Annotated in this window: 16 protein-coding genes; 11 read left to right on the forward strand and 5 right to left on the reverse strand. The window is 63.9% G+C overall.

Going from position 1 to position 25740, the window contains the following annotated elements:
- Nucleotides 1-3 precede the first annotated feature (3 nt).
- From F4Y72_00620 to F4Y72_00635, 4 genes are all read left to right on the forward strand, one after another.
- Nucleotides 4-4233 (forward strand): DEAD/DEAH box helicase, encoded by a 4230-nt coding sequence (locus F4Y72_00620; GenBank protein MXZ26789.1) that lies wholly within the window; start codon nt 4-6, stop codon nt 4231-4233.
- A 123-nt stretch (nt 4234-4356) separates the two neighbouring features.
- Nucleotides 4357-5925 carry an FAD-binding oxidoreductase gene (locus F4Y72_00625; GenBank protein ID MXZ26790.1) on the forward strand — a complete coding sequence of 523 codons (1569 nt, stop codon included), beginning with the start codon at nt 4357-4359 and terminating at the stop codon, nt 5923-5925.
- A gap of 168 nt (nt 5926-6093) precedes the next feature.
- Entirely contained in the window at nt 6094-7881 is a 1788-nt protein-coding gene (locus F4Y72_00630; GenBank protein ID MXZ26791.1) for a hypothetical protein, read from the forward strand.
- Nucleotides 7878-8711, forward strand: a complete 834-nt coding sequence (locus F4Y72_00635; GenBank protein MXZ26792.1) for a DUF1838 domain-containing protein — start codon at nt 7878-7880, stop codon at nt 8709-8711. The genes F4Y72_00630 and F4Y72_00635 overlap by 4 nt, the downstream gene beginning before the upstream one ends.
- Before the next feature lie 24 nt (nt 8712-8735).
- Here the strand turns inward: F4Y72_00635 and F4Y72_00640 are convergent, their stop codons facing one another.
- The 5 genes from F4Y72_00640 to F4Y72_00660 form a co-directional block, all read right to left on the reverse strand.
- Entirely contained in the window at nt 8736-9566 is an 831-nt protein-coding gene (locus F4Y72_00640) for a hypothetical protein (protein MXZ26793.1), read from the reverse strand.
- Nucleotides 9567-9661: 95 nt separating this feature from the next.
- Nucleotides 9662-10942 (reverse strand): TRAP transporter large permease, encoded by a 1281-nt coding sequence (locus F4Y72_00645; protein MXZ26794.1) that lies wholly within the window; start codon nt 10940-10942, stop codon nt 9662-9664.
- Nucleotides 10933-11352 carry a TRAP transporter small permease gene (locus F4Y72_00650; protein MXZ26795.1) on the reverse strand — a complete coding sequence of 140 codons (420 nt, stop codon included), beginning with the start codon at nt 11350-11352 and terminating at the stop codon, nt 10933-10935. The genes F4Y72_00645 and F4Y72_00650 overlap by 10 nt, the downstream gene beginning before the upstream one ends.
- 73 nt (nt 11353-11425) lie before the next feature.
- The gene (locus F4Y72_00655; GenBank protein MXZ26796.1) at nt 11426-12406 is read right to left on the reverse strand and encodes a TRAP transporter substrate-binding protein; all 981 of its coding nucleotides are present in this window, start codon (nt 12404-12406) and stop codon (nt 11426-11428) included.
- Between the two features lie 32 nt (nt 12407-12438).
- Nucleotides 12439-13203: an SDR family oxidoreductase gene (locus tag F4Y72_00660; GenBank protein MXZ26797.1), complete on the reverse strand. Its 765-nt coding sequence runs from the start codon at nt 13201-13203 to the stop codon at nt 12439-12441.
- Between the two features lie 219 nt (nt 13204-13422).
- Here F4Y72_00660 and F4Y72_00665 point away from each other — a divergent pair, with 219 nt between their 5' ends.
- From F4Y72_00665 to F4Y72_00695, 7 genes are all read left to right on the forward strand, one after another.
- On the forward strand, nt 13423-16605 hold the full coding sequence (locus tag F4Y72_00665) for a TonB-dependent receptor (protein ID MXZ26798.1): 3183 nt from the start codon (nt 13423-13425) through the stop codon (nt 16603-16605).
- Nucleotides 16606-16710: 105 nt separating this feature from the next.
- The gene (locus F4Y72_00670) at nt 16711-17457 is read left to right on the forward strand and encodes a FadR family transcriptional regulator (protein MXZ26799.1); all 747 of its coding nucleotides are present in this window, start codon (nt 16711-16713) and stop codon (nt 17455-17457) included.
- A gap of 19 nt (nt 17458-17476) precedes the next feature.
- Nucleotides 17477-19681 (forward strand): alginate lyase, encoded by a 2205-nt coding sequence (locus F4Y72_00675; GenBank protein MXZ26800.1) that lies wholly within the window; start codon nt 17477-17479, stop codon nt 19679-19681.
- Entirely contained in the window at nt 19681-21897 is a 2217-nt protein-coding gene (locus F4Y72_00680; protein MXZ26801.1) for an alginate lyase family protein, read from the forward strand. The genes F4Y72_00675 and F4Y72_00680 overlap by 1 nt, the downstream gene beginning before the upstream one ends.
- Nucleotides 21898-21915: 18 nt before the next feature.
- Nucleotides 21916-22662, forward strand: coding sequence for a glucose 1-dehydrogenase (locus F4Y72_00685; protein ID MXZ26802.1), 747 nt, complete (start codon nt 21916-21918; stop codon nt 22660-22662).
- Between the two features lie 134 nt (nt 22663-22796).
- On the forward strand, nt 22797-24557 hold the full coding sequence (locus tag F4Y72_00690; protein MXZ26803.1) for an acyl-CoA dehydrogenase: 1761 nt from the start codon (nt 22797-22799) through the stop codon (nt 24555-24557).
- Between the two features lies 1 nt (nt 24558).
- A complete protein-coding gene (locus tag F4Y72_00695) occupies nt 24559-25710 on the forward strand; it encodes a PLP-dependent transferase (GenBank protein ID MXZ26804.1) in 1152 nt (383 codons plus the stop codon).
- The last annotated feature ends 30 nt before the right edge of the window (nt 25711-25740 follow it).

A 25740-nucleotide genomic window follows, 5' to 3' on the forward strand; every position in this document is an offset into this window, starting at 1 on the left:
TCCATGCCTCCGACGTTCCCGGAAAGGAAAGGCGGCAAAGCGGCTTTCACGTGTCAGGCGGGAACTGGAATGAATGCGATGATGCAACCAGGATTGACGGCGTTGGGCGGGCTGCATCCGGCGGTTCGCGAATGGTTTGAAGAGTCGTTTGATCGGCCCACGGCGGTTCAGGAGGGCGCCTGGCCGGCCATCGCCGCGGGCCTGCACGCGCTGCTGGCGGCGCCCACCGGTTCCGGCAAGACACTGGCGGGGTTCCTTTCCGTCATCGACGAACTGCTGCGCCGCAGCCTTCGGGACGATCTGCCGCAGCGAACCGAAATCGTTTACGTGTCGCCGCTGCGGGCCCTTTCGAACGACGTGCGCCGCAACCTCAGCGCGCCTCTCGCGGGTATCGATCGGCGTCTCGAGGCCCGGGGCCTGCCGGCCTCGGGAATTACCGCCGGCCTGCGAACCGGGGACAGTACCGCGGCCGACCGTCGCAGGCTGCTCAAGACACCGCCCCACATCCTGGTAACCACGCCGGAGTCCCTGTACCTGCTGCTCACTTCGGAAGGCGGCCGGGGGCTGCTCTCGCACGCAGGCACCGTGATCCTGGATGAACTGCACTCGCTTGCGGGGGGCAAGCGGGGCGCCCACCTCACCCTCAGCCTTGAGCGACTGGAAATGCTCACCGGCCGGCCGTTGCGCCGAATCGGCATGTCGGCCACGCAGCGGCCTCTGGACCGCATGGCCCGGTTCCTGCTCGGGGCGCGGGAGGACGATTGCGCGATTGTCGATGCCGGCGCCGCGCGCGATCGGGACTTGGCGCTGGAACTGCCCGGATCGCCGCTGCAGGCCGTCATGCCGCTGGAGGTCTGGTCGGAGCTCTATGACCGGCTCGCGGACCTCGTGCGCGGTCACGATTCGACCCTGGTTTTCGTCAATACGCGGCGGCTGTGCGAGCGGGCCGCGCGCCAGCTGAGCGAACGGCTGGGCGAAGACGCGGTCGCTTCCCACCACGGCAGCATGTCCAAGGACCACCGGGGCGAGGCCGAGCAGCGCCTCAAGCGGGGGAGTCTCAAGGTGCTTGTCGCCACGGCCTCGCTGGAGCTGGGAATCGATATCGGCTCCGTCGACCTCGTATGTCAATTGGGTTCTCCGCGCGGAATCTCGCGGTTTTTACAGCGCGTCGGGCGTTCGGGCCACGCCGTCGGCGAGGTCCCCAGGGGCCGCCTGTTCCCGCTGACCCGTGGCGAACTGGTCGAGAGCCTGGCGCTACTGAAGGCGGCGGACAGGAACGAAATCGAGGAAATCCGCATCCCACCGGGCGCCATGGACGTGCTGGCGCAGCAGATCGTTGCCGAGGGGGCCTGCGGCGAGAAAAGCGTCGATGAACTGCACGCAACGTTTTCGCTGGCCTGGCCGTACCGCAAACTGGATCGCGAGCGCTTTGCCCGCGTGGCCCGGATGCTGGCGGACGGCTACTCGACGCGGCGCGGGCGCTCCGGCGCCTACCTGCATTACGACAGCGTGAAGCGGCTGCTGAGGCCGCGGCGGTCGGCCCGCATCACCGCCCTGACCAATGGCGGGACCATCCCGGACCAGTTCGACTACGACGTGCTGCTGATGCCCTCCGAGACCCGCATCGGCACGCTGAACGAGGACTTTGCGTTCGAGAGCCTGCCGGGGGACATATTCCAACTCGGCAACGCCTCCTACCGTATACAGCGGGTCACTTCCGGCAAGGTATACGCCGAGGACGCGCATGGGGCTCCGCCCACCATCCCGTTCTGGTTCGGCGAAGCGCCGGGGCGCAGCACGGAACTTTCGGGGCGGGTCGCGAAACTTCTCGACGGCGTGGAGACGCGTTTGGCCCGGGACGCGGACGCAATTGCCTGGCTTGCCTCCATTCCCGGCGGTTCGCTGGAGGCCGCCCGCCAGGCGGTGGAGTATCTCGAGGCCGCCCGCGCCACCCTGGGCTCGCTGCCGGGCGCGGGACGCTTCGTGATCGAGCGCTTCCTCGACGAACTGGGCGACATGCACGTCGTCATCCATTCGCCACTGGGCTCCCGCCTCAACCGCGCCTGGGGCCTCGCGCTGCGCAAGCGCATCTGCCGGAAGTTCAATATCGAACCGCAGGCGGCGGCGCTGGACGACAGCATCGTGATTTCGCTGGGTCCGGGCCACAGTTTCCCGTTGAAGGAAATCACCGGCTGGCTGCATTCCTCGACCGCGCACGAGCTTCTGATACAGGCCGTGCTCGACTCGCCGATGTTCCCGACCCGCTGGCGATGGACGGCCTCGACGGCGCTGGCCATACTTCGTAACTGGAAGGGCGAACGGCGCCCGGCGCAGTTTCAGCGCGGCGATGCGGAGGACCTCATGGTGGCGCTGTTCCCCGATCTGGTCGCCTGCGCCGAGAACCTCACGGGGGACCGCACGGTCCCCGACCATCCGCTGGTCGACCAGACCCTGGACGATTGCCTGCACGAACTGATGGATGCCGACGGTCTGCTGGCCCTGCTGCGCTCGTTCGAGCAGGGCCAGGCCGAAGTGCGCTTTGCCGAGCCCGCCTCGCCGTCGGTACTGGCCCAGGAAGTCATTACCGCCAAGCCCTATGCCTTCCTCGACGATGCGCCGGCCGAGGAGCGCCGCACCCAGGCGATCCGTACCCGCCATCTGCTGGATATCGAAGACGCCGCAACCCTGGCACGGCCGGATCCGCAGGCGATCGCCGAGGTGTGTGCGGAAGCCTGGCCGAACCCGCGCGATGCCGATGAATTGCACGACGCGCTGAACCTGGCGGGATTCCTGACCGAAGCCGAGCTGGCGGATTTCCCGGACTCTCTGGCGGATCTGACCTCGCAGGGCAGGGCGCTGGCCTTTACAGGCGGCGATAGCCGGCAGATCTGGGCCTGCGTGGAACGCGGCGATGAACTGGCCGCGACTCTGGCGAAAACGGACGAGGCGGCAACGGCAATTCGTGAACTGCTCCGTAGCCGGCTTGAAGTCCTGGGGCCCGTAACCGCTGCCGAACTGGCGCAGCCTTTGGGGCTGGAAACGGCGGCCGCGGCCGAGGCGCTGCTGGCGCTGGAGGGAGAAGGCTTTGTGGTTCGCGGCCGTTTCCGTACCAGCGCGGAAGCCGACGGGCCGGATGAGTGGTGCGAACGCGGCCTGCTGGCACGAATCCACCGGCGAACGCTCAAGTCCCTGCGCCGGCAGATCAAACCGGTCAGCGCCGCGGAGTTCACCTCGTTCCTGCTGCATTGGCAGGGGCTTGGGAGCGAACGGCGGCAGGGACCGGAGAGCCTTCGCCTGGCGCTGGATCGGCTGGAAGGCTGCGGCGCGCCGGCCTCGGCCTGGGAAAGCCTGGTGCTGCCGGCGCGGATCGGCGATTTTTCTCCGACGATGCTGGACCAGGTGCTCGCGTCGGGCGAATGGCTGTGGAAGCGGACCGAGCCGTTTCCGGGGCGAGCGGGCGGCCGGCTGGCCGCCAACACGCCGATAAGCCTGCTCAGGCGCGAATACTGGGACTGCTGGCCGTTGGCGCCCGGTCGCATGGAAGGCCTCTCGTTCGGTGCGCGCAAGGTTCTCGAAGTCCTCCGCGAGGGCGGCGCGGATTTCTTCCTCGGCCTGGTCCGCAACACCGGCATGCTGCGCAGCCAGGTGGAAATGGCGCTGGGAGAATTGGCCGCCGCCGGATTGGTGACTTCGGACAGCTTTACCGGCCTTCGCGCGCTGATCACGCGGGCCGGCAAGCGACCCCGTTTCGGCGGACTGCGGGCCCGAATGAGCGGCGTGCAGGCCGGAGGCCGATGGTCCGTATTGCCCGCCCCGGCCGGCGATGACGTCAACGGCGAGGACCGGGTCCGGTACCTGGCCGAAGCCATGATCCGCCGTTACGGCATTGTGTTCCGGGCCCTGCTGGCGCGCGACCGCGGGCTGCCGCCATGGCGCGCCTGGCTGCGCGTCTACCGGCGTATGGAGGCCCGGGGCGAACTGCGTGGCGGCCGCTTCGTGGGCGGGTTCAGCGGCGAGCAGTTCGCCACCCCTGCCGCGGTGGAGGAACTGCGGGCCATGCGCCGCAGGAACGACTTTGCTTCGCGCATCCGCATCTCCAGCGCGGATCCGGCCAACCTGACCGGCGTGATGTCGCCCCGGCGCATTCCGTCGCAACCCGCGCGCTGGATCCGTTACGCCGGCGGAGAACCCCGGATGGAAGCGGAGAGGGACGCCGCTGCCGGCGCCTTATAAGAAAATTCCATCGAATCAAAAAGCTCCGTCAACACGGCGCGGGCTGCTGCAATATGTGGGCTAGAATCTCGCATCTTGCCCGGCCGCGCAAAGCCGGGCGGGACCTTTGGACGGGAGGAGAATATGAGCCAGGAAATTCTTCAGGAACTGTCGGACCTGCTGGGCGATGAGCATGTTGTGACGGACGATGCGGAGCGCCGTTACTTCACGATGGACGTATACAACGCCCGCGAAATGCCGCTGGCAGTGATCCGGCCCGGTACCGTCGAAGAGTTGCAGCAGGCCGCCCGCATCGCCCTGCGCAACAAGGTGCCACTGGTACCGCGCGGCGGTGGCGCGTCCTACACCGATGGCTATCTTCCGGCGCAGTCGAATTCGCTGCTGGTGGACACCTCGCGGCTGAACCGCATTGTGGAGATCAACTCCACCGACATGTATGTAACCGTGGAGCCGGCGGTCACCTGGGAGCGCCTGAATGCGGCACTGGTCAAGGAAAAGCTGCGCACCCCGTTCTGGGGACCGTTTTCGGGGCTGAAGGCCACTGTTGGAGGATCAACCTCGCAGAATTCGGCAAGCATGGGCACCGGCAACTACGGGCTTTCGGCGGAATCCGTGCTGTCCTTCGACGTGGTTCTTGGCAACGGCGAGTTGCTGCGCACAGGCTCCGCCTCGATCAGTACTTCAAAACCGTTTTTCCGCTGGTACGGGCCGGACCTGACCGGCTTGTTTACCGGCGACACAGGCGCCATGGGAATCAAGGCGCGCATCACGCTGCGGCTGATCCAGCGTCCGCCGAGAACCGGCACGGCATCCTTCGGCTTTGAGTCGTTCGAGGGCATGTCCGGCGGGATGGCGGCCGTGGCGCGATTGGGCGTGGTGGCCGACAACTACGGTCTGGACCCCAAGCTGCAACAGGGGCAGCTCACCAAGACCAACACTTCCGACGCGGCTCGCGCGGTGTGGAACGTGGCCCGCGATTCCTCCAATCCGCTCGAAGCGGTTAGCCGGCTGACCCGGATGGCGCTGTCCGGCAAGCGGTTTTTCGGCGGTTTCAGCCATTCCGCGCACTATGTGGTTGAGGGGCACAGTGCAGCAGAGGTAAAAACCAAGCTCAGGCTGGTGCGTGAAACCATGCGCCCGCATGGAACCGAAATAGCCAATACCGTGCCCACCGTGCTTCGGTCCATGCCGTTTATTCCCATGTATTCCGTTTTGGGCGTCAATGGTGAGCGCTGGGTGCCGCTGCACGGGATCATGCCGTTTTCGCGCGTGGCGGAATTTCGCCGCCAGTTGATGAACATGTATGAAGAGAACGCGGCTCGGATGAAGGAATTACGCGTTGATAAAGGCGCGATGTTCATGACCGTGAGCTCCAACGCCTTCCTGTACGAGCCGGTGTTTTACTGGGAGGACAGCCGTACGGTGTTTCACAAGCGCTTCATGCCGCAGGACTACCTCAAGACCCTGCCCGAACACGATGAGAACCCGGAAGGCCGGGCGCTGGTGGCCGAGCTGCGCCAGAAAATCCTGGATATTTTCTGGCAGGTGGGCGCGATCCATCTTCAGGTGGGCAAGACCTATCCTTATTTGCGCGGCAGACAGCCGGAAGCGGAAAGGCTGCTGCGTGAATTTAAGGGCGGCGTGGACCCCGACAACCTCATGAACCCCGGCGCGCTGGGCTTGGGCGCCTAGTCCTCCATTGATGCTTCGATCCCGCCCATCTTTTCCCCCTTCATTCGGGGGACGCATAAATCCATCCATGGAGCTCGGTTCCGCTGTGAGCGCCGGGTCATCGGCGCCCACTGGCTCACAAGCCCCCGGACGAAGGGGGAAAAGATGGGCTTCCCCGGGAGCAAGGGCATGACCCTTGTGGCGTCCCGCCCTCGAAGAAGGGCGGCGGTGGTCGCATCGACGGTTCTGTTTGCCTGCCTGCTTTCGCTGGGCCTCCTCGGTCCCGCGGAGGCTGAGGCGGACGAGCGGGTGGTGGGCGTGCTGTTTGTGATCCATGGTGGGTCGGAGGACTGGACCGACCGCGGAGCCTTCGACACGGCCGCGCAGCTTTTCTCGTACGATCAGAACAGCGCCGTCTATCAGCGCTTTCTCTGGGACCCGCGCATCTGGCCGCGCTTCATGGACTTCGGCAATGGCCCCAAGGAGGCCCTGAAGTATCGCTTCGAGTACGACCGGATCGACGGGCCGAGCCCCTTCTACGGCATCACTTATTCGCAGATGAGATCGCTCGAGGAGGCGCTTGACGCTCGCGCGCAGGAGCTGGGCGTGCGCTTCGTCGTGGACCTGGCGTCCTGGATGGCGGCGGACCCGAAGAACCACCCCTGGCCGCGTCTCGTCTATGGGCCCGGCAGTCCGCAAGGCCAGCCCCTGACGTATTGCGGGCCGGCCGACGATCCCTGGCCCGACTGCGATCCGGAAAGGCACAACGTGGACGGTCCCATCCCCAGGCTGCTGGAACAGGGCGTGACCGAGATCCTGGCCATCGACATGACGGTGGGCGGCGCCCGGTTCTCCAAGACGCATGACGTGGTCCGGACGCTGCGCGCGCGCCTGGCCGCCGAGGTGGGCGAGGACGGGGAACCGGTTCCATTGCGCTGGCTGAACGATCCCAGGGACCTGATGCGCGATTCGTACCCCGTCGAACCGGCGGGATGGACGCGTTCCCTTGGCCCGCCGGCAGCCGACCGCAGCGTGCCGCTGAAGGACGCGCCCAACCCGGTGGTTTCCTCGCCGCTGCTGGCGTTGCTGCACGCCGAGGGTATCGCCGAGCGGTTCAACCCGGAGGTGGAGGAGGCCGAGACCGGCATCGTTCTACTCGGCCATGCGCTGCGCCGCTACGACGAGTATTTTGATCCGAAGATCGACGACACCCTGACGCTGCACCAGACCATAGCGCTGGAATTGCTGCGCCTGTACCCGGAACTCAAGGAACACAGGATCGTGGGCGCCTGGGCCGGGGACATGGTCCTGAACGAAGCATTGACGGACACGCCAGCCGGCGGTTACGAGCGCAGCCGGCCCATGCGCGGCGAGAACCTGGGCTACGCGGCACTGTACGAGCAGCCGGGCGTTCACCCGCAGGGCAAGTGGGGCTACCGTTACTGGGAGGCGCTGGACTATCTGCGTTCCGACGGCGTCGAGCACATCGTCGTGGCGTTTCCGCAGATCGTGGCCGAATCGGTGCTCAACATGGTCGAAGTGCCCAACCAGATCGGCAAGGAACTCGGCTACCGCAACTGGCTCTACTACGAAAAGGGCGATTACGACCGCTACCCGAAGGTGGGGCACCCGTTCGCCGACTACTGGGGCATCTGGGTGAACACGGAGTGCAGGGACGGCGAATCAACGGTCGCCTGCTGCCTGAAAATGGGCGGCTGCGCCGACGGACGGCCCTATCCGCCGGAGCGCCAGACGCCTCCCGACCGGCGGCGCAACGACCTGGACCCGTCGCTGGGCTACGACATACCCGCATTCGGCCATATCGGTTATGACCCGGCCCAGGGCAGTCCGTCGGACGATCGTCCGGTCCAGCAGCAATACCGCGGAACCTGGGCGATGTGGCGTCCACCGAACGACGACCCGCGCATGGGCGAGCTGATGGCGAGGTTTATCGTCGAGGCCGTGCAGCAGCGATGACATATGAAACGGGCCTGAGCCGACGCGAGTTGCTGACCGGCGCCGGAGGCCTGGCGGTCCTGGGCGCGCCCTTCAGCGCCCTGGCGGCGGACGATTCGGGGCCTGAAATCAACCTGGCGACGCCGCGCGACAACCTCATGGCCCTGGTGCGCATCCAGGCGAGCCTGCGCGAAGAAGACGTGCCCTGGTGGTACAGCGGCATCATCTACGGCGCGGAAGACGGCCAGGCCCCGCGCCTCCTGTTCGCTTTCGAAGGCATGGAGATGTACTGGATGCGCCACCTGGGGGAAGACGAGTTCGAACTGATCGGCCACACCGTATCGTTTCTCAAGGACGGCCAGACGGGCGAATGGTTGCGCGAATGGCGGAATCCATACACCGGCGAACTGCTGGAAGTGCCGGCGGCAACGCAGGGCGGGGGCGCCGGGCGTGGCTTCAACTACTCCGTCAGGGGAATACGCCCGACGCTGTTCGTCGACCGGATGCCGGAACGGCCGCCCGCCTACCGGATCCTGTCAGGCGGAGGACGGATCTGGCTCACGAAGGAAACCGAGTACCCGCCCGGCATGGCCCAACCCCGCCTGCAGCGGCAGACCATGAACTGTTCGCTGGAGGAATTCACCGATCCTGCCAGGGAACGTCTGAATACCCAGTTTGCCTCCACCGTGTTCATGCCGTGGCGCAACTGGATGAACATGGGGGACCGGCCCGGGCACATGATCTGGCACGCGGCGGGGCTGAAGCTGGACTCGGTGGATTCGCTGCCGGCCAACTATCGCGCGCGCCTCGACGCCGAACATCCGGACAAACTGACCGCCCGCCCCGTTTAGACGGGCTGCAGACGAAAGTTCGGCCTACTCCGGCCAGCCTTCGCCAGCGGCGCCCGCCTGCAGGGCGCGGATTTCGTCCAGGTCCGCGGGTGGCCTCAGCCACATGGCTGCCTCCTCCCGGGCCCACTCAAGCAACGCCGGCGGGAACTCGTCCTGGCTCTCGACCCGCCATGACAACATGTGGTAGATCGCATTCCCTTCTCCGGCGAAGGGCGGCAGCGCGCCGTAGCGCTGCCAGCTCAATTGGTGTGTTTCGTCCGCCATGTCATTCGAGTGAATAAAGAAGTCGTAGTTTTCCCACGCCTGGTAGCGATCGCCGCCGGGAACCGGAAAATCCAGGAAGACCGAAGCGGTAATCGCGGTCGTGCTCCGGCCCAGCTTGCGCACCTGCATGCCGTTTCGGGACTTGATTCGCTGGATGCTTTCGCCGACCCCCTGCTCGACGTCCCCGTAGATGCGACCGTCCCGCATGCGGTAGCGGATGAGCTGGTACGGATAGGCGATCGGCCGCACCGGCCGGCCCTTGTACTCGGTGAGGATTTCCCCGCTGACCGGATCGGTATACGTGTACGTCTTTCGTGTCAGGTGTATGACGGCGCCGTCCGGATCGTCGGGCCAGATCACCGTGGAGCTGTCAAAACCGATCATTCCCAGCAGCTTCTCGCCGGAGGGATAGTCATAAACGCCGCCCTCCGAAACCCAGTGGACCGGGGAGCCGGTACCCGCCCGTGCATCGACCCAGGTCCGCAGCACTTCCGGCGCCGCGGCGCGGGACCCCGCGGATTCGGAAGCCGCCGCGGACGGCGCCAAGACCGTCGCGCAAGCGCAGAGAAAGAGTGCAGGAATGATTCGCATAGTTGTCTCCTGGCGGAAAGGTGTAGGGCCCTTTAGTAAGGCCTGAAGGTGTCAGAGGCGGACGCGACGAAGCGGCGGGTCAGGGGAAGCAAGGGCTAGTCGAACAGACCGGGCAGCCCCAGCGAGATGGAGGGAACCGCGGTCACCAGCAACAGCACAAGGAGCATCGCGCAATAGAAGGGCCAGATGGAACGCAGGCTTTTCTCTATCGTGATGCCGCCCACCGCGCAGCCCACGAACAGGACCGCGCCCACGGGCGGTGTCACCAGCCCGATGCCCAGATTCAGGATCATCACCACGCCGAATTGCACCGGATCCATGCCGAGTTGAGTTGCCACCGGCAGGAAGATCGGCGTGGTGATGATGATCAGCGGGGCCATGTCCATGAATGTGCCCAGCATCAACAGGATCAGGTTGATGATCAGAAACAGCACCAGCGGATTCTCGCTGATGCTCAGCAGGGCTTCCGACATGCGCAGAGGCACCTCCGCGACCGCCATCAGCCAGCCGAAAGCCGAGGCCGCGGCAATGATCAGCATCACGATGGCGGTGGTCCTGGCGGCATTGCGGGTGGCCGTCATGAACTTCGACCAGTTCAGGCTTCGATACACGAACGCCGCGATGATCACCGTATAGACGACGGCAATCGCGGACGATTCGGTTGCCGTGAACACGCCCGAGAGAATTCCGCCCACGATGATGATCGCCGAAAGCAGGCCGGGCAGGGCCTGAATGAAGGCAACGAGGAGTTGGCGCCACCCGGGGAAGAACCCGCCCGGATAGCCGCGCCTGACGGCGACCAGCCAGGTCGCGGCCATCAGGGCGAGTCCCAGCAGGATTCCCGGCAGCACGCCGGCAAGAAACAGGGAAACGATGGACACGCTGCCGCCCGCCGCGATCGAGTAGATGATCATGTTGTGCGAGGGCGGAATCAGCAGGCCGGTCGCGGAGCCGGTCGCGGTAACGTTCACGGCGAAATCCCGCGTGTAGCCTTTCTCGTGCATGATCGGGGTCAATGCCGATCCCATGGCGGAAACGCTGGCCACGGCGGAGCCCGAGACCGCGCCGAACATCATGCAGGACAGCACGCTGACCTGCCCCAGTCCGCCCCGGGCCCTGCCCAGAATCGACTCCGCCAGGCGCACCAGCTTCGCCGCGATCCCCGACTGGTTCATGAGCTCGCCGGCGAAAATGAAGAACGGAATGGCGAGCAGCGCGAACACGTCGATGCCGGCCGCCATGCGCTGGAAGGCCACGATCAGCGGAATGTCCAGGTACAGCAGCGTGGCCAGCGCCGACAGGCCGAGGCAGAAGGCGACCGGCACTCCGAGGGCCAGCAGGATCACGAAGGTACCGAACAGGATGGCTAGTTCCATGGGTCGGCGTCCCTCCTTCCGAGAAATACATTGACGCAGTTGACGCAGGCGAACAGCGCCATGAGCCCGCCGCAGGCGACGAACGGCCAGTAGGCCACCGACCGGGATATGCCCAGCGTGGGGATGATGTGCGTTGCCGTGTAGTCCACCAGCGCCATGCCGTTGAACGCCATGGCGGCGCCGAAAGCCAGGATCAGCACCTGCCCCAGTACGAACGCGGCCCGCCGGGATTGAATCGGGAGCCTGGTCACGAGCCACCGGAACCCCAGGTGGAACTTCTCGTACACTCCTACCGCCGCGGCCAGCAGCACAAAGCTGACCATCACGATAAGGGCGGCCGCTTCGGACCACGGCGGGCTGGCGTTCAGCACGTAGCGCGCGAACACCTGCCAGGCAATGACCAGCGTCATCACCACCAGTCCGACGGCGGCGACCTTCAGGACGAAATCGGCAATCTTCCCGACCGCACGGTCCAGCTGCTGCTCAAGGCGCCGCACGGATTCTCTCCACCAGGTCCCTGAGCTTCGGATCCTTCAGGTACTGCTCATACAGCGGCTGCATCGCGTCCATGAAGGGTTGCTTGTCAACGTTGTCGACAATCTGCACGCCGGCTTCCACCATGGCGTTGCGGGACATCGTCACCCGCGCGTCCCAGAGTTCGCGCATCACCGGTACCGATTCCTTTGCCGCCCGGCGAATCAGGGCCTGGTCCTCGGGGGACAGTTTTCGCCACCGGTAGCGGGACATGAGCAGCACTTCGGGCACCATCACATGCTGGGTCACGCTGTAGTGCGGCGCCACTTCGAAGTGCCGTGAGGACTCGTAGGAAGGCCAGTTGTTTTCCGCCGCTTCGATCGTTCCCAGCGCCAGCGATTCATACACCTGCCCGAATCCCATGGGCGTGGCGTTGCCGCCCAGCGTCGAGATCATGTCCACGAAGACTTCCGAATTCATCACCCGAACTTTCATTCCCCGAATGTCGGCCGGCGAGTGGATCGGACGGAGGTTGTTGTACATGCTGCGCGCGCCCGCGTCGTAGTAGCAAAGTCCCACCAGTCCGTGAGGCTCCAGGGCGGCAAGGATTTCATCGCCGATCGGTCCGTCGAGGACGCGCCGCATGTGTTCCGTGGAACGAAACAGAAACGGCAGCGAATACACGCCGGTCTCGGGTGCGATCGAATTGAGCGGCGCGATGCTGGTGCGGCTGATGTCGATGCCGCCGAAGATCGTCATCTCGAGCATGTCGCGCTCGTCGCCCAACTGGGCGCCCGGGTAGATTTTTACCTGGATTCGCCCGCCGGTTTCGCTCTCCAGCCGATCCGCCATCGCTTCCATGCCGCGAACGGTGGGATAACCGGCATCCTGAATGTCGGCGGCTCGCAGCCGGACGGATTCCTGCGCGGCAGCGGACGGACCCGCAAGTACCGGCAGCGCCGCGAGCAGAAGAACCGCTATCGGGCGCAGGGCTGGCGCCATGTTAAACACACCCCCTGCCATCAGCGCCCCATCCAGCCGCCATCGACCAGCAGGATGCTGCCGTTCACATAGTCCGAGGCCCGGGAAGCCAGGAACACGGCCGCGCCCTTGAAGTCGTCCGGCGTTCCCCAGCGGCCCTGAGGGATCCGTTCCAGGATCGCCCTGGACCGCTGCGGATCCTCGCGCAGCGCCTCGGTGTTGTCGGTCTCCACGTAACCCGGCGCAATGCCGTTGATATTCAAGCCCTTGCCCGCCCATTCATTCGAGAGCGCCATTATGAGTTGCCTGAGCCCGCCCTTGCTGGCTGCGTAACCGGGAACCGTGATGCCGCCCTGGAACGAAAGCAGCGAGGCCGTGAAGATGATCTTGCCCGAGCCTCTTTCGATCATGTCGCGGCCCAGTTCGCGGCTCAGGATGAACTGGGCGCTCAAGTTCACCTCCAGCACCCGGTCCCAGCGATCATCGCCATGTTCCGCGACAGGCGCTCGCTCAATCGTCCCGGCGTTGTTCACGAGCACATCCGGCGCCCCGTGCCGTTCGCGGATTTCCGCAATGAACTCGTAAAGCCGGGCCCGCTGCCCGAAGTCGCATTGATAGGCTCTGAAGGCCCCACCGGCCTTCCCGACGGCCTCTTCAACCTCCGATCCGGAGGGTTCGAGCGTGGCCGAAACGCCAATGATGTCCGCACCCGCCTCGGCCAGCCCGACGGCCATCGACTTGCCGATACCGCGTCTGCAACCCGTAACCAGCGCGGTCTTGCCGTGAAGATCGAACAGATCGCTCATTGCGGCCGAGTCTTCCCTTGCACGCCAGTGTTGTGTCTCACAGCGCTGGCATTATGCTTCATACTGCAAGCCTTGGCCACTCGGGTCTGATGGGTCTTATTGGGGTGCTGATGCTGCGCGCGGAGACGCTGAACGCCTGGCCAGCGCGCGATGTGATGGCATTTGGTAATACCAAAATGGCATGACAGGAAATACAGATAGGTCGTATTGCTCTGTTATATGCGGTATATTCACGCGGTGGATACTGCTGGAGGAGTCGACATGCGTGCAAACACGACCGGGACTCATTTTGGGCTGCGGACGCTGGCTTCGATTTGCACGGGGCTGGCAGCGCCGCTGATTGCGGCTTCGGCGCTGGCGCAGGATGCGCCGGACAGCGAAGACGCGCTGAGCGAAGCGCCTATCGAGGAAATCGTCGTGAAAGGAGTGCGACGCACGATTCAGGACTCCATCCAGCTCAAGCGGAATTCCGTCACGATCGTTGACGGACTCAATGCGGAAGAGATCGGCGCACTGCCGGCCTTGTCAATCGGCGAGGCGCTGGAGACCGTTACCGGTGCGGCGACTCATCGCGAGAACGGAGGCGCTACCGAGGTTGCCATCCGGGGCTTGGGGCCCTACCTGGGCAACACGGTCGTCAATTTTCGGGAATCGACGAACGGCAGCGGCAACCGCGCGGTGAATTTCAGCATCTTTCCTTCGGAATTGTTCAATGCCGTTGCCATCCATAAAACCCAGACCGCGAGCTATCTGGAAGGCGCCGTCAGCGGCCAGGTTCACCTCAGCACCCGGCGGCCGATCGAGTATGGCGAACAACGCGCGCAATTCAGCCTCAAGAGCTCGGCGCATCCTGACGACAGCAACATCATTGGCCAGGATGAGTATGGTTACCGCGCCACCGCCAGTTACATCAATTCATGGGAAATCGGCGGCCTTGGCACTATCGGCATATCCATCGGAGGGCAAGTGCGGGACGATTCCAACCCGGAGGCGGAGGCCACTCACACGACTGGCGGCGGGCGGTTCGAAGCCTGTGTGCTGGAATCATTCGATTCTACCGCGCAGCCGCTCGATACATCCGGCCGGTGCGATGAAAACGCGGGCGACCCCGATCTGAGCAATGACCAGCTTCAGGACCTGATCGATTCCAATCCCAATTACAACAGTGTTTCGGATATTCCATTTGCCTACATAGCTCGCGATCGCCAGTTCCGCCGCAATACAACGGATGATGACCGTGATGCCCTGTTCGGCGTGCTCCAATGGCAGCCCAATGACCGCATCGATGTCATGCTCGATTTCCAGCAGTCCGAGCGCGATCAAAAGGAACTGCGCCAGGACCTTCAGTTCGGAGGAACCCAGAATAACCTGCGCGATGTCGTTTCCAATCCGCGCACCGGGCTTCTGGAAAGTTTCGTCGCGGATACCGATATCCGATCCAAGACCACGGACTTCGTGCGCTTTGAAGAATATGAAGGCGCCGGCCTTAACATTGCCTGGCAGGCCACGGACACGCTCGAGGTTTCATTCGATGCGGCGTTTGCGGACACCCGGCGGGTCGAGACGGATGTGGAGGTTCGACTGGCCGCGAACGAAGTGTTGATCACGGAACCGGACCGCGTTTCCAGCAGGGAGGAGTTCTGGGTCCGTTTCGATGTGAATGCGCCCGGCACGGATGGGCTTACGCTGCCGACGGTTATTAGCACATACGGCAGCAGTTCGCGCGATCCTGCTTCGCTGCTGGATTTCGATATCAACGATCCCCGTTACTTTACCGCCCGCGACCGTGCGCAAGTTCGAGCCAGGCAGCAGATTCGCGAGCACACGATTGATGCCTTCAGGCTGGATCTGTCCTGGGACACCGACCTGGGTTTTGTCAGCAACCTCGAGGGCGGCGTGCGTTTTTCTTCCCTTGAGTACCGCACCTTCGGCGGCAATCGCAATCGAGCCGGATTCAGCCTGTATGACGACGAGGATCTCGACGGCGTGCCGCACGGGAGCTCCAATACGCCCGAAGCCCGGGTGGTGGTCTTCAATGCCGCCAACAACTGCGGACAGGGCAGCTTCCCGGAGCCTGGTTTCCTTTCGGAATCCAGGGGCGGCAACGATCTCATCACGTTCGCGCACGGCATTGGCACCGGCACCGGATGGGCGACATTCGATCATGGCTGTTTGCTGGATGAGCTGCTCGCGAACTACGGCGGCAGGTCCGCGATCGGCTTCCAAAACGGCATCCAGACCAACAGCATCGACCTGACCGAAGATGTGACGGCTTTCTACCTGCAGGCAAACTACGAATCCCGGATGTCCGGCAGGCCGGTCCGGGGCAATTTCGGCGTGCGCGTCGTGCAAACCGATGTCGATTCGATCGGTTATCGGACCCCGCTCACCGTAACGCAAGAAGAGGGCTTGTATTTTGTCGAGGAAGTGCCGGGCGCCGAGTACGAAAAGGTATTGCAAACCAACAGCTATACGGAACTCCTGCCCAGCCTCACCTTCATCATGGATCTCAATGACGACTGGGTCTTCCGGGCTGGAGTGTTCAGAGGCCTTTCGCGTCCGGACCCCCACTCATACGGCAATAGCCGCTCCATCAACACCAACGACTCCGACGATCCGGACTCCGGCTACGCCAGCCTGGAGGATGCAGTGCATGGCATCAGCTCGCCGGGCAACCCGAAATTGCAAGCCCTGCCGTCCTGGAATGTTGACGTGAGCGTGGAATGGTACGCCAACGAAGACACATTGTTGGCGGCCGGCGTCTATTGGAAGCAATTTCAGGGCGCTTTCGAAAACGCCTATCAGCCGGAAGACATTCTGATTGACGGAAACGTGGTGACCGGCTCAGTGAGGACCACGCAGGTTTCCGATGATAAGAGCGACCTCGCTGGTCTTGAAGTCACCGCTACGCATTCGTTCGACTACCTGCCCGGATTCCTGGGCGGCTTTGGCGCGAAATTCAGCTACAACTACGCGGATTCCGATTTCGAATTCGAGGATGGCCACGGCGGCGACGGCACAGCCTATGATGCGGACGGCAATCCGGTTCGGCTCCTGGGCCTTTTGCCGCCGGCCGGCTTATGGGGCCTGTCGCGCCATACCAGCGCAACGCAGCTTTACTGGCAGAATGATCGCTTCAGCGCGCAGGCGATTTTCAAGGCGCGTTCCCGGTACTTCCAGGGCTTCAGCCGCGATACTACAGCCCGCGTTCGATATGTGGATGACTATAAAACGCTGGACCTTCGCTTGAGATACGATATGACCGACAGTATTGAGCTGTCGCTGGAAGGCATTAACGTGCTTGGCGAGCCGCGTATCGATTTCCGTGCGTTGGTAGGCGAGGTCGTTCAGACCCTCGAGTATGGTCCACGTATATTCGCCGGTGTCAGAGCGAGGTTTTAAATCTAACGACTTCGCCGACGGAAATTCCGCAACATCGCCGACAAGATGGTCCGCACCTGATCGTGGGCGTGCGCGCCAGGGTCTTCTGATACGGACAGGGGAGAGATGAAGGAACAAAGGTTGTATGAGGACGTTGCGCAAAGGATTGCGCAACGGATGCTGGAGGGCGTATATCCGTCCGGCACCCGCCTGCCCGGCGAGCGCGAGCTGGCCGAGCAATTCAATGTAAGCCGGGTCACGGTCCGGCAGGCGCTGATTTCGCTGCAGGCTCTCGGTAAGCTGGAAGTGAGGCCCGGATCGGGAGCGCACGTGCTGGACGCCGCGGTCTCCCAGGTGGACGTGCTGCCCAGCGTAAGCGCGCTTGAATTGACGGAGGCGCGCTCCTTGTTCGAGTCCGAGGTGGCAGCTCTTGCGGCGCCCGATATCAGCGACGAGACGCTGGCCGAGCTTGAGCAACTCATCGTGGACATGAGCAGCGACGAGCATGATGGTGTCGATGCGGCGGAACTCGCGGACCGGGACTTTCACCTGACCATCGCCGCCGCCGCCGGCAATTCCGTGCTCTATTACATTGTCGAGAAGCTCTGGCGGATGCGGATGGAACTGGCGCCGGTCAAGAAGGTTTATGACTCCGTTTGCTCGGAAGACGCGACGGCGCGCGGGAGAGAGCACCGCGAGATTCTCGATGCGCTGCATAGCCGCGATCCCTCCCAGGCGCGGCTGGCGATGAGAAAGCACTTCACGCGGCTGCTGGAATCCATGCTGGACGTTACCGAGCAGAACGCGCTCAGGGACGTTCGCAGGAAGGCCAGCGAGAGCCGTGAGCGTTTCCTCAAAAGCGCTCGAATTTAGCCAAGTCAGGAATCCTTCCATGTCGTACCGGAAATTTCTGGTAGCTTCCGCGCTCGCCATATTTGGGGCGGCAAGCACATCCGCAGCCGAAACCCTTGTCACCAATCAAGAGGAATACCGCGATGCGGTCGCGCGGGCCGGGCCGGGTGACGTCATTGTTCTTGCCAACGGGGTCTGGCGCGATTTTGAGATTCTTCTTGTCGGCAACGGGAAGCCGGAGCGGCCGATTACGCTGACGGCGGAAACGAAAGGGCAGGTCATCATCAGCGGGCAGTCCAATCTGCGGCTTGCCGGCAGCCACCTGGTCGTGTCCGGATTGGTGTTCAGGGACGGTTACACGCCGACCAGCGCCGTGATTTCCTTTCGCCGGACGAAGGGCGAGCCCGCCAATCACTCAAGGGTCACCGAGACCGTCATCGACCGGTTCAACAACCCGGAGCGGCATGAGATTGATTTCTGGGTGTTGATGTTCGGACGACATAACCGCTTCGACCATAACCACGTGGAGGGCAAGGGCAATCTCGGGGTCACGATGGCCGTGCGGCTGGACGGCGAGGAAAACCAGCAAAACCACCACCGCATCGACCACAACTACTTCGGCCCGCGGCCGATACTGGGATCCAACGGCGGCGAGACGCTGCGTATCGGCACCAGCCACTACTCGCTGACCGATTCGCTGACCGTCGTGGAAAACAACGTATTCGATCGCTGCGACGGCGAGCTGGAGATCATCTCCAACAAGTCGGGCGGCAATACGTTCCGCGGAAACCTGTTCCTGGAGTCTCGCGGCACGCTGACCATGCGCCACGGCAACAACGCCGTGGTGGAGGACAACGTTTTCCTCGGCAACGGCGTTCCGAACACCGGCGGCATACGGGTCATCAACAAGGGGCATGTGGTCCGCAACAACTACCTGCATGGGCTCACCGGCTACCGCTTCGGGGCCGCCTTTACGGTCATGAACGGGGTTCCGGATTCGCCGCTGAACCGCTACCACCAGGTCGAGGACGTGCTGATGGAGAACAACTCGATCATCCAGTGCGACTACATCGAAATGGCCGGAGGCAGCGACGAAGAACGTTCGGCGACGCCCATCGACAGCAGGTTCCGGTCCAACCTGGTATTCAACCGCGACGGGAATAACGTCATCCGCGTGCATGACGACATCAGCGGGATCGCCTTCAAGGGCAACGCCGCGAACGCGGTCGACGATCTGCCGGTAAAGAGCGGCTTTTCCAATTCCCCCATCGAGATGCAGCAGGCCGCCAACGGACTCTGGTATCCGGTCGGAGACGACCTCGCTTCAATCGGCGTTCGCACGGACCTGAATGTCCTGGACAAAGACGACACAGGCGTGGCCTGGTATCCGAAACCCGGTTCCTCCCGGGCGACGCCACCCACAATCCTCGTTACGCCCGGCGAGGACTCCCTGTTTGATGCCGCCAGGCGCGCCGATGCCGGTTCGATTCTGGAGTTGGCTCCCGGCGATTACCGGGTCAGGAAGACCATCGTGATCGAACGGCCGTTGACCATCAAAGCGGCGCAGGGCCGCGGAACGGTGAGGTTGGAGTTCGAGCGCCCGGCGCTGTTCGAGCTTGACGATGGCGGCCGCCTGGAACTTTCAGGCCTGGAGATTTCCGGCGCAGCTTCTCCCGACATGTCGGGCAACTCGGTGGTTCGCACCAGCCGCTACTCGATGACGAGCAACTACGGCCTGGTAGTCGATGACTGCTCGGTAAGCGACCTGGACGTCAATTACCTCTTCAATTTCTTCCTGGTGGCCAAGAACACCTTTGCGGACGAGATTCGCATCACGCGCTCCGAATTCAGCGACATTACCGGCAGCGTGCTTGCGCTGAGCAGGGAAATCGACGACCTGGGCCGCTATAACGGCGAAGAAATTTCGGTAGTCGACAGTCGATTCAGCAACATCGGCGGCGCCGTGTTCGACATTTACCGCGGCGGAACGGATGAGAGCACCTTTGGTCCCCGCCTCGAATTGCGTTCCAGCGTGCTGGAATCGGTGGGCCACAACGCGCGCAACAAGACTGCCGCATCCATACGGCTTCTGGGCGTGCAGGTGGCGGATATTCACGACAATGAATTCATCGATAGCCGGCCGATCCGCGTAACGCACACGGTCGGCGATCCGATAACGCGAATCGGAGGCAATCGGTTTACCGGTACGCCGGAGCCGATCGTCGGCGAGATCAGCAACCCTTGATGTGCAAGCCCTTCGTCGTTCTGGCCGTGGCGGCCCTGGCGCTTGGCGGCTGGCCGCAGGATGGCCGGACATCGCATCCCCGCCTGCTGCTGACCGCCGGAGATGTCGCCAATATCACCGCCACGATGCAGGAATCGCCGGGCTTCATGCGCTCGCTGGAGCTGACCCGCGCGCGCGTCGACCGCTATTTCGCATCCGGGCCCGATGTGCCCGCTCCGACCGACGCCGGCGGCGGCTATTCGCACGAGCAGCACAAGCGCAACGGCGTCGCGATCCGCGAGGCCGGCATCGTCTATCAGCTCACCGGCGACGGGCGTTATGCCGATCATGCACGGTCGTTGTTACTGGCGTACGCGGACCTGTATCCGGACTTGGACGAACACCCCATGAAGAAGGAGCAGACGCCGGGCCGGCTGTTCTGGCAGAGCCTCAACGAGTCCGTCTGGCTGGTTCACGCAATTCAGGGTTACGACGCGATTGTCGACACGCTTTCCGGCGATGAGAAAAGCGTTATTGAAGAACGTCTGTTGCGGCCAATGGCCGATTTCCTTTCGGTGGAATCCCCGCAGACCTTCGACCGGATTCACAACCACGGAACCTGGGCGGTGGCCGCCGTCGGGATGACTGGATACACGCTCGACGATCCGTCATACGTGGAAATGTCGCTTTACGGCCTCAATGGCGACGGCAAGGCCGGGTTCATCCGGCAGCTCGACCTGCTGCTGTCGCCGGACGGCTACTACGCCGAGGGTCCGTACTACCAGCGTTACGCATTGATGCCGCTGGTGGTTTTTGCCCGGAGCATCGAGAACAACGATCCGGAACTGAAGATCTTCGAGTATCGCGAGGGGATTTTGCTGAAGGCGATCCATGCCTGTATCGAGCTTTCCTACGGCGGTCTGTTTTTCCCGATCAACGACGCGATACGGGAGAAGGGACTGGATACCGTCGAGTTGCGCCACGGCGTGGCCATCGCCTATGCGCTGACCGGCGACCCCAGGCTGCTGTCGGTGGCGAGTCGGCAGGAATCCTACGTGCTTACCGGGGACGGATTCGAAGCGGCGCTGGCGGCGGACCGCGGCGAGGCGGAACCCTACGAGCACCGATCCGTACTGCTCAGGGACGGCCCGTCAGGCGAGCAGGGCGGTTTGGCGGTGCTCCGCAACGGCGCGGGGCCCGGTCACCAGGCGCTGGTGTTCAAGGCCACGGCGCAGGGCATGGGACATGGCCATTTCGACAAGCTGCACTGGATCTTCTACGACAACGGCAACGAGATCGTGGCCGACTACGGCGCCGCGCGTTTCCTCAATATCGAGCCCAAGAACGGCGGGCGTTATTTGCCGGAGAACGAATCCTGGGCCAAGCAGACGGTCGCCCACAACACGCTGGTCGTGGACGGGGAGAGTCATTTCGGCGCACGGCTGGCGGTCGGCGAGCGTTTCCATCCCGAGGTGCTGCACTTCGGCAGCGACAACGACATTCATGTCGCGGCGGCGTCCATGGACGGCGCCTACGAAGGTGTGTCCTTCAGCCGTACCCTGGTACTGGCGGACGGTGCGCTGGCCGACGGCCCCGTCGTGGTGGACGTGCTCGATGTGACCGGTGCGGGAGCGCGGCAATACGACTTGCCGGTTCACTTCAAGGGTCAGGTGATAACCACCAATCCGCCGCTTCGCGCAATGACCGAAAGACTGCTGCCTCTCGGCAGTGCCAATGGTTACCAGCATCTCTGGCTGCGGGCGGAAACCGAGGTGGCCGGGGGCGAGCTGTTCTCGATGACCTGGCTTGCCGGAAATCGCTTTTACACGTATTCGATCCAGACCGAAGAGCCGCTGGAGGTGCTCTTCGCGGAGCTCGGCGCCAACGATCCGCAGATCAATCTGCGGCGCGAGCAGGCCGTGATCCTGCGAATGCGGAGCTCGGGCGAAAGCACCTTCGTTTCCACGCTGGAAGTACACGGCGAGTACGACGCCGCGGAGGAATCCACGATCGGCAGCGAAGGGTCGATTGCCGCGATCGAGCACTTCGGCGACGGCCACAACCAGCTGGTGAAGATTGTCAGCAGGCAGCGCGGGGAGCGCTACCTGACGCTTTCATACGACCCCGACGACGACCTTGAGCATGCAATCAGGGTTGCCGGCCGGGAGTTCGTGTGGAGCGGCTTCTTCGGGCTGTTCGATCGGAACGGACCGCTGGTTTCAAAGCACTCAAATTAGCCGTTGGGGGAAACAAGTATGGAAGGGAAAGTAGCAATCGTCGCCGGGGGGTCCAGGGACATCGGCAGGGCCGTATCGCTGGCCCTGGGTGAGGCCGGCGCCCTCGTGGTCGTCAACTATTTTCATGATGCCGCGGCTGGGAAGGAAACCGTCGAGAGCATTCGGCAGGCGGGCGGAACCGCGACTGCCGTCGCCGGCGATATGACAAGACGCGGGGACGTCGAGAAGCTGGTGGCCGAGACGCGCCGCACATTCGGCGACTCGATTGACGTCCTGGTCAACGTCGTGGGCGGCATGGTCGCGCGCAAGGCGCTGCCGGAAATGGACGAGGAGTTCCTGGAGCATGTCCTGCGGCTGAACGTAACCAGCACCTTCCTTACCGTGCAATGCGTCCTTCCCCACATGGCGGAAGGAGGATCCATCGTCAATCTCGCCTCGCAGGCCGGACGGGACGGGGGCGGTCCGGGCGCCGCAGCCTACTCGACGTCCAAGGGCGCGGTGATGTCGCTTACCCGGGCGATGGCCAAGGAACTGGGGCCGAACGGCATCCGGGTCAATTGCGTGTGCCCGGGAATGATCGACACGACCTTCCACGATACGTTCACCAAGGATGCCGTGCGCGCCAACGTAGCCGCGGCCACGCCGCTGCGTCGCGAAGGGGGCCCCGAGGAGGTCGCGGACCTGGTCACCTACCTTGCCTCGCCGCGGGCAAGCTTCATTACCGGCGCCAGTTTCGATATCAACGGCGGTACGTTCTTCTCCTGAAACCTGCAAACTTTGCCGACGCGGACACGCGGTCGCTCGGAAATCGGGATGTTTCCCGGAGTATTTCGGGGCTATTGATTGGGGCGGCGTGGGTACAATGGCTGCCCAGCACACTCGCTTTTCTGGAACGACCCATGTCCGAGTATCGACCGCCTGTCGATGAAATGCTGTTTATTCTGGATTCCGTGGCCGGATTGGACGCGGTCGCGGAGTTGCCGGGCTGCGAGATGGCCACGAGCGAGTTGGCGCGTTCGGTCATGGACGAAGCCGGCGAACTGGCCTCGAACGTGCTGGCGCCGCTCAATGCCAAGGGCGATCAGGCCGGCGCCGATGTGCGCGACGGGCAGGTTCACGTTCCCGAAAGTTTCCGCCAGGCGTACGAGGCGTTTGTCGAAGGCGGCTGGGGCGGAATTTCGGCGCCCGAAACCTACGGAGGGCAGGGCTTGCCGCAGGTGCTCTCGATGCCGGTCCAGGAGATGTGGCAATCGGCCAACCTGGCCTGGTCGCTCTGTCCCCTGTTGAGCCAGGGCGCGCTGCATGCCCTGGAGCTGCACGCCAGCGAGGAACTTCGCCGGCAATTCCTGCCGCGCCTGGTCAGCGGCGAGTGGACCGGCACGATGAACCTCACCGAGCCGCAGGCGGGCTCCGACCTGGGACTGGTGCGCTGCCAGGCCAGGCCCGAGAACGGGCACTACCTGATCAACGGCCAGAAAATCTTCATCACCTTCGGCGACCACGACATGGCCGGCAACATCCTGCACCTGGTGCTGGCGCGCCTTCCCGATGCGCCGCAGGGCACCCGCGGGCTTTCGCTGTTCCTGGTCCCCAAGTTAATCCCGGACGAGAACGGCGAGCCCGATCGGTTCAACAACGTGCGTGCCGTCTCGGTGGAGCACAAGCTGGGGCTGCACGCCAGCCCGACCTGCGTCATGAGTTACGAGGACGCCGTGGGCTTCCTGGTCGGTCAGGAAAACCACGGTCTGCCGCACATGTTCGCGATGATGAACGACGCCCGGGTGTCAGTCGGACTGCAGGGGGTGGCGATCGCGGAGAGGGCCTATCAGCAGGCCCTGGAGTACGCGCGCAATCGCATGCAGGGCAAGGTGCCGGGAAGCGCGGGTACCGTCTCGATTCTGCGCCACCCGGACGTAAGGCGCATGCTGATGGAAATGAAATCGCAGATCTTCGCGATGCGCTCGCTTTGTTACATGGCCGCCCTGCATACCGACCATGCGCGCCGCCACCCGGACGAGGACAGGCGAGCCTGGCACCAGCGGCGGCTGGACCTGTTGACGCCGATCGTCAAGGGATGGATCTGCGAAGTGGCGATCGATTTGACCTCGATCGGCATACAGGTGCACGGCGGCATGGGCTACGTGGAGGAGACGGGCGCGGCGCAGCACTATCGCGACGCCCGGATCATCACGATCTACGAGGGCACTTCCGGAATCCAGGCCGGCGACCTGGTCGGCCGCAAGATCATCCGCGACAAGGGCAGGGCGCTGGGCGAACTGCTCGAGGAAATCGGTGAAACCCTGGCGAGCGCTGATGGCCTGCCGGCCGAAGACCGCATCGTCGCGGAGGCGCTACGCGACGGAATGGACGAGACGGCATCGACCCTGGATTGGTTCCGCGGGGAGCTGGGCGGCGACGACGACCTGCCCGGATCGGTGGCCTTCAATCTGATGATGATGCTCGGCTATCTCTGCGGAGGCTGGCTGCACGCCCGTTCCGCAGTGGCCGCCGCCGGCGCATCGGACCGGCAGGATATGCAGGCCCGGCGCGTATGTGCGCGCTTTTATGCCGAGCAGCTGATGCCGCATGTGGCCGCCCGCGCCCGTCGTGTTCGGGCCGGCGCCGCCAACACGATGGCATTGCGTGACGAACAGTTCTGACGTGCGTTTCTCCACCAAACAGATCCATGCGGGAACGGAACCGGACCCCGTGACCGGATCGGTGCTGCCGCCGATCTACCAGTCCACGACCTTCGCCCAGCCTTCCGTCGACGAGTACCTTTCCAAGGGGTACTCGTATTCGCGTAGCGGCAACCCCACGGTGCGTGCCCTGGAACAGCGCCTTGCCGGGCTCGAAAACGGCGAGGACTGCACCTGCTATTCCACCGGCATGGCGGCCGTAAGCGCGGTGCTGCACGCCTTTCTGAACGCCGGAGACCACGCCCTGGTATCGCAGGTCGCCTATGGCGGGACCTACCGTGTATGCACCCAGGTGTTCGCGCGTTTCGGCGCCCGCTTTACGTTCGTGGACACCTCGGACCTCGCCGCCGTCGAGGCGGCGATCAGGCCCGAGACCCGTCTGCTGCTGACCGAAACGCCGGCCAACCCGACGCTGGCGCTCAGCGACATCGCGGCCCTTTCGGAAATTGCCCGGGCCAACAAGCTGATTCACGTCGTCGACAACACCTTTCTTACGCCGTATTACCAGCAGCCGCTGGCGCTGGGCGCGGACGTTTCCCTGCACAGCACCACCAAGTACCTCGACGGCCATAACGCCACGGTGGGGGGCGCCAACGTTGCGGCCACTGCCGAGCTGGACGAAAAACTACGTTTCGTGCAGAACGCCACCGGCAGCATCATGTCACCGATGGTCGCCTGGCTTACGCTGCAGGGCGTCAAAACACTTTCCGTGCGCATGGACAGGCAGTCGGCCAGCGCCTTGGCCATCGCCCAATTCCTGAGCGGCCATCCGGCGGTGGGCGAAGTCTGCTATCCGGGCCTTGAGTCCTTCGCCCAGCACGAACTGGCAGGTCGCCAGGCCAGCGGATTCGGCGCCATGCTCTGGTGCGAGCTGAAAGGCGGGCTCGAAGCCGGAAAGGCGTTGATGGACAGCGTCGAACTATGGACGCTGGCGGAGAACCTGGGCGCGGTCGAATCGCTGATTACGCATCCCGTCACCATGACCCACGCCGACGTCGAGCCCGAAGAACGGCAGCGCGTGGGCCTTCGCGACGGCCTGGTGCGCTTCTCCGTCGGCCTGGAGGCCCCCGAAGACCTGATCGAAGCGCTGGACGCCGCCCTCTCGCGCCTCTGACCTCCGGGAGCGAGGGCATGTCCCTCGCTC

It is taken from the genome of Gammaproteobacteria bacterium (genome assembly GCA_009838035.1).
Lineage (GTDB): Bacteria > Pseudomonadota > Gammaproteobacteria > Steroidobacterales > Foliamicaceae > Foliamicus.